The organism is Bradyrhizobium sp. AC87j1, from assembly GCF_002936975.1.
GTDB lineage: Bacteria > Pseudomonadota > Alphaproteobacteria > Rhizobiales > Xanthobacteraceae > Bradyrhizobium > Bradyrhizobium shewense.
In genome coordinates this window covers 1-8,086 of record NZ_PTFE01000101.1, presented here as the reverse complement: position 1 = coordinate 8,086, position 8,086 = coordinate 1, and the positions used below count along the sequence as shown (strand labels likewise).

General features: G+C 64.9%; 10 protein-coding genes and 1 pseudogene. 7 read left to right on the top strand and 4 right to left on the bottom strand.

Annotation, left to right across the window (positions count from 1 at the left end):
• Positions 1-225 (bottom strand): annotated as a pseudogene (locus CV770_RS33865) (MBL fold metallo-hydrolase); the annotation flags it as partial.
• A gap of 331 nt (positions 226-556) precedes the next feature.
• On the opposite strand from CV770_RS33865, the gene ffh reads away from it, so the two are divergent.
• The 7 genes from ffh (at position 557) to CV770_RS33830 (ending at position 6,491) form a co-directional block, all read left to right on the top strand.
• The gene (ffh, locus tag CV770_RS33860) at positions 557-2,104 is read left to right on the top strand and encodes a signal recognition particle protein (protein WP_091964984.1); all 1,548 of its coding nucleotides are present in this window, start codon (positions 557-559) and stop codon (positions 2,102-2,104) included.
• Positions 2,105-2,190: 86 nt separating this feature from the next.
• Positions 2,191-2,523: a 30S ribosomal protein S16 gene (gene rpsP / locus CV770_RS33855; protein ID WP_008133080.1), complete on the top strand. Its 333-nt coding sequence runs from the start codon at positions 2,191-2,193 to the stop codon at positions 2,521-2,523.
• A gap of 9 nt (positions 2,524-2,532) precedes the next feature.
• Positions 2,533-3,090, top strand: a complete 558-nt coding sequence (gene rimM, locus CV770_RS33850) for a ribosome maturation factor RimM (RefSeq protein ID WP_104465441.1) — start codon at positions 2,533-2,535, stop codon at positions 3,088-3,090.
• A 33-nt stretch (positions 3,091-3,123) separates the two neighbouring features.
• On the top strand, positions 3,124-3,879 hold the full coding sequence (gene trmD / locus CV770_RS33845) for a tRNA (guanosine(37)-N1)-methyltransferase TrmD (RefSeq protein ID WP_104465440.1): 756 nt from the start codon (positions 3,124-3,126) through the stop codon (positions 3,877-3,879).
• Between the two features lie 110 nt (positions 3,880-3,989).
• Positions 3,990-4,370 carry a 50S ribosomal protein L19 gene (gene rplS, locus CV770_RS33840; RefSeq protein WP_091964989.1) on the top strand — a complete coding sequence of 127 codons (381 nt, stop codon included), beginning with the start codon at positions 3,990-3,992 and terminating at the stop codon, positions 4,368-4,370.
• 410 nt (positions 4,371-4,780) lie between these two features.
• On the top strand, positions 4,781-6,187 hold the full coding sequence (gene leuC / locus CV770_RS33835) for a 3-isopropylmalate dehydratase large subunit (RefSeq protein ID WP_091964991.1): 1,407 nt from the start codon (positions 4,781-4,783) through the stop codon (positions 6,185-6,187).
• Between the two features lie 94 nt (positions 6,188-6,281).
• Positions 6,282-6,491, top strand: coding sequence for a hypothetical protein (locus CV770_RS33830; RefSeq protein ID WP_091964993.1), 210 nt, complete (start codon positions 6,282-6,284; stop codon positions 6,489-6,491).
• A 53-nt stretch (positions 6,492-6,544) separates the two neighbouring features.
• Here the strand turns inward: CV770_RS33830 and CV770_RS33825 are convergent, their stop codons facing one another.
• The 3 genes from CV770_RS33825 to CV770_RS33815 all read right to left on the bottom strand — a co-directional run bounded on the left by CV770_RS33825 (position 6,545) and on the right by CV770_RS33815 (position 7,799).
• Complete coding sequence (locus tag CV770_RS33825; protein WP_091964995.1) at positions 6,545-7,072, bottom strand: hypothetical protein; 528 nt, start codon at positions 7,070-7,072, stop codon at positions 6,545-6,547.
• 143 nt (positions 7,073-7,215) lie between these two features.
• Entirely contained in the window at positions 7,216-7,476 is a 261-nt protein-coding gene (locus CV770_RS33820) for a hypothetical protein (RefSeq protein WP_104465439.1), read from the bottom strand.
• Between the two features lie 47 nt (positions 7,477-7,523).
• The gene (locus tag CV770_RS33815) at positions 7,524-7,799 is read right to left on the bottom strand and encodes a hypothetical protein (RefSeq protein ID WP_201760163.1); all 276 of its coding nucleotides are present in this window, start codon (positions 7,797-7,799) and stop codon (positions 7,524-7,526) included.
• Positions 7,800-8,086 lie beyond the last annotated feature (287 nt).

Here is an 8,086-nt window from a genome sequence, read left to right as displayed (position 1 = left end):
GTCGGGCCAGGTGGCGCGCTGCCGCTTACCGCCGAGCTGCCAGCGCAGCACCTCCCGAAGCGATTTCGGCGGCGCGCCGTCCGGATCGAAGAAGTTCAGACCGTCGAAATGATCGGAGGCGGGACCGTCATAGGTTTTCATGCGGGACATCCAAAGGGACGGGACACCGACCAGGGCGCCGGCCCCGGCAAGCAGTCCGAACAGGCGGCGGCGGGTGATCGGCACGGCGGGCTTCAGGAATGGTGGTGGAGGTAAGTCATCACCTTCTATATGGGCGGGGCCGAAGGAAAAGGAACCGGCCGTCAAAAGGGCCCTGTTTTCAGGATCTTACCCTGGCAAGGCCGCCCCGGCGCCCTAACTTTCCTTGACTTTTGGGCGTGAGCGGCGTTTAACCCCGCCACTTTCTCGGAAAGGCTTTCTTTTCGACCCGCCGACTGGTCCTCGAGGCCAGAGGTCAACGCCCGACAGCGCTGTGCGCCCTCGGGCGTAAAGGTGTTTGGACTTTCTTCTCCCTCGCCCCGCGCTTGCGGGGGAGGGGTAAAACAGGACAACGGCATTGTTCGACAATCTGTCGGAACGGCTTGGCGGAATTCTCGATCGTCTGACGGGGCGCGGTGCGCTGACCGAAAAGGACGTCGATGCCGCGATGCGCGAAGTGCGCCGCGCGCTGCTGGAGGCCGACGTCGCGCTGGAAGTGGTGCGCAGCTTCACCGAGCGCGTCCGCGAGCAGGCGATCGGTGCCACCGTCGTCAAGTCGGTCACCCCCGGCCAGATGGTGGTCAAGATCGTCCACGACGAGCTGATCAACACGCTCGGCGCCGAAAGCCAGACCATCGACGTCAATTCCGTGCCGCCGGTGCCGATCATGATGGTCGGTCTGCAAGGCTCCGGTAAAACCACCACCACTGCAAAGCTCGCCCGCCGTCTGGTCCAGCGCGACAAGCGCAAGGTGCTGATGGCCTCGCTCGACGTCTATCGTCCGGCGGCGATGGAGCAGCTTGCCGTGCTCGGCCGCGACCTCGACATTCCGACCCTGCCGATCGTGGCGGGACAGCAGCCGCCGCAGATTGCCAAGCGCGCGCTGGAAGCCGGCAAGCTCGGCGGCTACGACATCGTGCTGCTCGACACCGCCGGCCGCACCACGCTCGACGAAGATATGATGGCGGAAGCAGCCGCGATCAAAGCTGCGGCCAATCCGCACGAAGTGCTGCTGGTTGCGGACTCTCTCACCGGTCAGGACGCGGTCAACCTTGCGCGCGCGTTCGATCAGCGCGTCGGCCTCACCGGCATCGTGCTGACACGAGTTGACGGCGACGGCCGCGGCGGTGCTGCGCTGTCGATGCGCGCGGTCACCGGCAAGCCGATCAAGCTGATCGGCACCGGTGAAAAGACCGATGCGCTGGAAGACTTCCACCCCGATCGTATTGCCGGCCGCATCCTCGGCATGGGCGACGTGGTGTCGCTGGTCGAACGTGCCGCCGCCAATATCGACGCCGAAAAGGCCGCACGCACCGCCGAGCGCATGCGCAAGGGTCAGTTCGACCTCAACGACATGCGTGAGCAGCTGCTGCAGATGGCCAGCATGGGCGGCATCAGCGGGCTGATGGGCATGATGCCCGGCATCGCCAAGATGAAGAACCAGATCGCGGCCGCGGGGATCGACGACAAGATCCTGAAGCGCCAGGTCGCGGTGATCGATTCCATGACGCGCGACGAGCGCCGTCATCCCGATTTGCTCAAGGCCAGCCGCAAGAAGCGTATCGCTGCAGGGTCCGGCCAGAGCGTCGAGCAGGTCAACAAGCTGCTCAAGATGCACCGGAACATGGCCGACGTGATGAAGGCGATGGGCTCGGGCAAGCGCGGCCCGCTCGCCGGCATCGCGCAGGCCATGGGCTTTGGCGGCGGCATGAAGCCGCCCTCGCCGGAAGAGATGAAGGCGCTGCAGGAGAAGATGCAGAGCGGCGGCGGACAGGGTTTGCCCAGTTTGCCGAAGGATCTGCCTGCCGGCTTGCGTCAGGGCCTGCCGAATGTGCCGGGGCTCACGGGCCTCAGTGGCAAGCCGATGCTGCCGGGCCTCGGCGGCTTCCCCGGCAAGAAGAAATGAGGAATTCGTCGCACGGGATCGATAAGCGTCCCGCGCAACGCGGAATACCAATCAACCGAACAAACTGTACTTTGAAGGAGAACTGAATGTCCGTCGTTATCCGCCTCGCCCGCGCAGGCACCAAGAAGCGTCCCGTCTATCACGTCGTCGTCGCCGACTCGCGCTTCCCGCGCGATGGCCGCTTCATCGAGCGTCTCGGCTATTTCAACCCGCTGCTGCCGAAGGACAACGAGACCCGTCTGAAGCTCGACATGGACAAGGTGAAGGCCTGGCTCGCCAAGGGCGCACAGCCGTCCGACCGCGTGGCGCGTTTCCTCGACGCTGCCGGCGTCAAGAAGCGCGAAGCGCGCAACAATCCCGAGAAGGCCGTGCCGCGCAAGGAGCGCAAGGCGCAGGCCGAAGCCGCCGCGAAGGGCTAAGGCTAGAACATGTCGGCGCTGGTCTGCGTCGCGCGGATCGGCGCCGCGCATGGTGTGCGCGGTGCGGTCAAACTGTGGACCTTCACCGAGGATCCCTTTGCCGTGAAGCGCTACGGTCCGCTGCTGTCCAAGGACGGCAAGCGCCAGTTCGAGGTCGCAACGGCGCGCGAGGCCCGGGATCATCTGGTCGCGACGTTCAAGGGCGTCACGACCCGCGATGAGGCCGAGCGCCTCAACGGCATCGAGCTCTACGTCGCCCGCGACAAGCTGCCTGCGACCGACGCGGACGAATATTACCACACCGATCTGATCGGGCTCGCCGCCGTCACCACGGACGGCGATGCGCTCGGCCGCGTGCTCGCGATCCACAATTTCGGCGCCGGCGACATCATCGAGATCGCCCCGCCGAAAGGCACGACGCTGTTGCTGCCGTTCACGAACGCAGTGGTGCCGGAGGTCGACATCGCCGGCGGCCGCGTCGTGATCGCGCTGCCGCAGGAGGTCGAGGGCGAGGACGAAAACAACGATCCCTCCGCGAGTCGTCCCCGCGAAAGCGGGGACCCATAACCACAGCCCGTGGTTTTGGCTAAGCTGATCGACATGACCAATCCCTCACCCTGGCGCGCGACGGTGCTGACGCTGTTTCCGGAGATGTTTCCGGGACCGCTGGGCGTGAGCCTGGCTGGCCGGGCGCTGGCGTCCGGGTTCTGGGAGATCGAGGCGCGGGACATAAGGGCGTCCGCCACCGACCGCCACCGCAGCGTTGACGACACCCCGGCCGGCGGCGGGCCGGGCATGGTGCTGCGGGCGGATGTTCTGGCGGCGGCCATCGATGCCGCCGAGATCGCCCCCGAGCGGCCGCGCCTGCTGATGAGCCCGCGCGGTCGGCCATTGACCCAGGCCCGGGTTGCCGAGCTCGCCGGGGGCCCCGGCCCCCTGATCGTCTGCGGGCGCTTCGAGGGGATCGACCAGCGGGTGATCGACGGGCGGGGCCTGGAGGAGGTCTCGATCGGGGATTACGTGCTGTCCGGGGGCGAAATCGCCGCTTTGGCCCTCATCGATGCCTGTGTGCGGCTGCTGCCGGGCGTGATGGGCAAGGAGGCCTCGGGAACCGAGGAAAGCTTCTCCGATGGCCTGCTTGAGTACCCCCAATACACCCGCCCGCAGCTGTTCGAGGGAGCCCCGATCCCGGAGATCCTGACCTCCGGCGACCATGCCAAGGTGGCCAGCTGGCGGCGGGCGCAATCCGAGGCCCTCACGGCAGCCCGGCGGCCCGATTTATGGGCCCTGATCCCCCCCAAGCCGGCGAATCGGGTCGGTCGCCAAAAAACGCCAAAAAACAAGACAGACGGGTGACAAACGCTCCGGCTTGCCTTATAGGAGCGGCCACATCCGCAATAGCTGGATCGACGAATTTCGCGCAGCCCCCGTTTCTCACGGCTGGGCGCGCCGATGGAGATTACCCCATGAACCTGATCCAACAGCTCGAAAAAGAGCAGTTCGACAAGCTCTCCGCCACCAAGGAGATTCCGGAATTCGGTCCCGGCGACACCGTGATCGTCAACGTGAAGGTCGTCGAAGGCGACCGCACCCGCGTGCAGGCCTATGAAGGCGTCTGCATCGGCCGTTCCGGCGGTGGCCTCAACGAGAGCTTCACCGTTCGCAAGATCTCCTACGGAGAGGGCGTGGAGCGCGTGTTCCCGGTGATGTCGCCGATGATCGACTCGATCAAGGTGGTGCGCCGCGGCAAGGTGCGTCGCGCCAAGCTCTATTATCTCCGCAGTCTTCGCGGCAAGTCCGCCCGCATCGTCGAGAAGACCGAGCACGCCAAGGCCGTCAACGAGTAGGCTCCGCCATCAGGCAAGTTTTCGAAAGCGCGGGGCTCGGCTCCGCGCTTTTTTGTTTTGCCCACCGTCATTGCGAGGAGCTCTGGCGACGAAGCAATCCAGACTGTCTGCGCGGGCGCATTCCTGGATTGCTTCGCTCCGCTCGCAATGACGAACTTGAAGCCCTCGCGCTTTTACCGCTGCATGCTATATAGCTTCTAGAATGTTTCCAGATCCGACCAGCCTCGCCCCCGTCAAGCGCATCGTCATCGACGATCGCTCGCGGCTGCCTGGCCGGTTCTTCGGACGTTTCGCGACCTCGGCAACGTCAGAGCTTACGCGCGCAGCCTAAAAGCTGCGCTGACGATTTTGTTGCCCGCGCGCCGCGCGCGCCTATCCGCTGACACAACATTCTTTCGGAGCTCAAGCTCATGTCCAAGCCGACCACATTGTACGACAAGATCTGGAACGACCATCTGGTGCACGAAGCCGAGGACGGCACCTGCCTGCTCTATATCGACCGCCATCTGGTGCACGAGGTGACCTCACCGCAGGCGTTCGAAGGCCTGCGCGCGACGGGGCGCAAGGTGCACGCGCCGGAAAAGACGCTCGCCGTCGTCGACCACAACGTGCCGACCACCGATCGTACCAAGCCGAATCCCGATCCTGAAAGCATCGAGCAGATCAAGGCGCTGGCCGAGAACGCCAAGGAATTCGGCATTGAATATTACAACGAGTTCGACAAGCGCCAGGGCGTCGTCCACGTCATCGGCCCCGAGCAGGGTTTTACCCTGCCCGGCACCACCATCGTCTGCGGTGACAGCCACACCTCGACGCATGGCGCGTTCGGCGCGCTCGCGCACGGCATCGGCACGTCGGAAGTCGAGCATGTTCTGGCGACGCAGACGCTGATCCAGAAGAAGGCCAAGAACATGCGCGTCACCGTCGATGGCAAACTGCCCGATGGCGTGACGGGCAAGGACATCATCCTCGCCATCATCGGCGAGATCGGCACCGCGGGCGGCACCGGTTACGTGCTGGAATACGCTGGCGACGCAATCCGTGCGCTCAGCATGGAAGGCCGCATGACGGTCTGCAACATGTCGATCGAAGGCGGCGCGCGCGCCGGTCTCGTTGCGCCCGACCAGAAAGCGTTCGACTTCCTGCGCGGCCGCCCCAAAGCCCCGAAGGGCGCCGACTGGGATGCGGCGATGCGCTACTGGGAAAAACTGCGCTCCGACGAGGGCGCGCATTTCGACAACGAGCTGCGCCTCGATGCCGCCAAGCTGCCGCCGATCGTGACTTGGGGCACTTCGCCTGAGGACGTCATCTCGGTGACCGGCATCGTGCCCGATCCCGATAAGATCGCGGACGAGGCCAAGCGTCTCTCCAAGCACCGCGCGCTGAAGTACATGGGCCTGACCGCGGGTACGAAGATCACCGACATCAAGGTCGATCGCATCTTCATCGGCTCCTGCACCAACGGCCGCATCGAAGATCTGCGCGCTGCGGCAAAGATTGCCGAAGGCAAGACCGTTTCAGCGCATGTCAACGCCATGGTCGTGCCGGGCTCCGGCATCGTGAAGGAGCAGGCCGAGGCCGAGGGTCTGGACAAGATCTTCCTCAAGGCCGGCTTCGAATGGCGCGAGCCCGGTTGCTCGATGTGCCTTGCCATGAACCCGGACAAGCTGGCCCCGGAAGAGCGCTGCGCCTCGACCTCGAACCGCAATTTCGAAGGACGCCAGGGTTTCAAGGGCCGCACCCATCTGGTGTCGCCGGCGATGGCGGCAGCGGCGGCGATCGCGGGTCACTTCGTCGACGTCAGGGACTGGCGCTAAGCCACTGCCTGCAATTGTAGCGATCGCGGCAAACCGCCGTTAAACGATCGCCTGACACTCTCGTCCTCGCGAGGTTTTCGCGAGGACGCGCGCCATGGCCAATAAGCCTGAATATGTCGACCTGATCGGCGAGGCCACGCGCCAGCACCGCCGGCGCGCGCCACGCTTGCACATCGTCGCCAAGCCCGAGGTCGAGGAGACCTCGAAGCTCAGCCGCTGGCCGCCTTCGATGTTCAAGCAGTGGAAGGTCGAGACCCTGATGCGGTGGAAAGCTTCGTCTTGGAAGCTGAAGGATTGGCTGTAGCCGCCGGATAGACAAAGGGCGCCGCTAAGGCGCCCTTTTCACTTTGGTCGTGCTTACCAATACCGATACGGACGATGCCAGCGGCAGATGCGGCGCGGGCCGTAATAGGTCCAGATGACCCGGCAGCGGCGCGGATAGTGGTAGTAGGGATAATAGCCGCCGACATAATAGCGCCGGTGGAAGTGGCGATGGCCGAAATGGGGACGATAGCCCCAGTGGCGGTGATAGCCGCCATAATGACGGAATCCGCCGTAGCGAATGCCGCCGCCGTGGAAGGCCGGCCCGGCGCGGAAGCCGCCGCCATGAAAGCCGCCGCCGCGGAAGCCGCCGAAATGTCCGCCGCCACCGCGGAAGCCACCGCCGCCGTGAAAATGTCCGCCACCACCATGCCCACCGCCGCCGTGCCGGACCTGCGTGACGAGGTCGTCGGCCGCAGCTTTCGTCGCAGGTGACGTCGCCGGATTGATCAAGGTGAGCGCTTCAGCGCGATGCGCGCTCCCGGCCGACAGCATCAGCGTCGCCGCAGCCGCAATCCCGAGCAGGCGCATCGGGCCTGCCCTGAGACCCAAACTCCTCAGCATGGACTTCTCCCTGAATCTGGACAGCGGAGAGGCGATGCTCGTTCCCGGCCCGCGTCATCCCTGTTCAATTGCAGTCGCTCCCGAGGGCAAGCTAGGGGCGGCGACGTGAATGCCTCGTGAACGAACGGCGTAGCGCTGCGACGTCACCAGAACGGCCCGTAGCCGAACACGAATGGTGCGGGCACGCCGTAGGGATAAGGACGGTAGTGGACGGGCCGCGCGTAATAGCGGGGATCATGGCGCACGACAGGCCGCACAATGCCATGGGTTCGCGCGGGTCGCCGCACATCGAAAACCGCGATCCCGGCCGAGGCCTCCGGCACCGTCGCCCTTTGCGCAGCGAAAGCGCGAGGCAGGCCCGCCGCTAGCGCGACGACAACGGCCAATGCAAACCATCTCGCCATGACGATCCCTTGAGGCTCCCGCGCTGCGCGCGAGCGTCGAACCGGCATCAGCCGGGGCGCCAGTAGCAGCTCATGCGCGGCACGATCACCGTGCCGCTGGGCCGGAATTCCTGCACATAGGTCGCGTTGCATTCGCGGACCGCATTGGGACCCGGATTGTAGCGCGGATAGACGCCGTCAGGGCTGTAATAGGGCGTGACGCGCAAGCGCGGCGGTCGCTTGCGCGGTGGCGGGGCATCAGGCGGGGCTGCCTGGGCGAGGCGAATCTCGGGGCCGGCGGTCTGGGCCTCGGCGCTAACGCAAAATGGCGAAAACAACCCCATGCACAGTAGCGTCAGCGCTGTTTTCGCTCGCATTTTTCCGCCCACCTGAAACGTCCCGTTCGAGGCCCACGCTCCCCGTTTTGGCGGCGCCCGTCAACCTCGCTGCGCTTTATAAAGCGGGATGCATCAGCGGGAAACCCGCGCTGGAGCCCGTTTCAATGGAATTGAAACCGGCTCCAGATTCTAACTTTGACGCGTTTTCTTCACGCGAAGCGGTATCCACTTCGCTCGAAAACGCTTTAGAACAGCCCCATGTGGACGGAATTGAAAGCGCCTTTTTTTTTTTT

Coding starts and splice junctions, on each gene's coding strand:
- CV770_RS33830 (WP_091964993.1), top strand. CDS start 6,282: ATGGCCAATAAGCCTGAATATGTCGACCTGATCGGCGAGGCCACGCGC.
- rplS (WP_091964989.1), top strand. CDS start 3,990: ATGAACCTGATCCAACAGCTCGAAAAAGAGCAGTTCGACAAGCTCTCC.
- rpsP (WP_008133080.1), top strand. CDS start 2,191: ATGTCCGTCGTTATCCGCCTCGCCCGCGCAGGCACCAAGAAGCGTCCC.
- leuC (WP_091964991.1), top strand. CDS start 4,781: ATGTCCAAGCCGACCACATTGTACGACAAGATCTGGAACGACCATCTG.
- CV770_RS33820 (WP_104465439.1), bottom strand. CDS start 7,476: ATGGCGAGATGGTTTGCATTGGCCGTTGTCGTCGCGCTAGCGGCGGGC.
- CV770_RS33825 (WP_091964995.1), bottom strand. CDS start 7,072: ATGCTGAGGAGTTTGGGTCTCAGGGCAGGCCCGATGCGCCTGCTCGGG.
- rimM (WP_104465441.1), top strand. CDS start 2,533: ATGTCGGCGCTGGTCTGCGTCGCGCGGATCGGCGCCGCGCATGGTGTG.
- trmD (WP_104465440.1), top strand. CDS start 3,124: ATGACCAATCCCTCACCCTGGCGCGCGACGGTGCTGACGCTGTTTCCG.
- CV770_RS33815 (WP_201760163.1), bottom strand. CDS start 7,799: ATGGGGTTGTTTTCGCCATTTTGCGTTAGCGCCGAGGCCCAGACCGCC.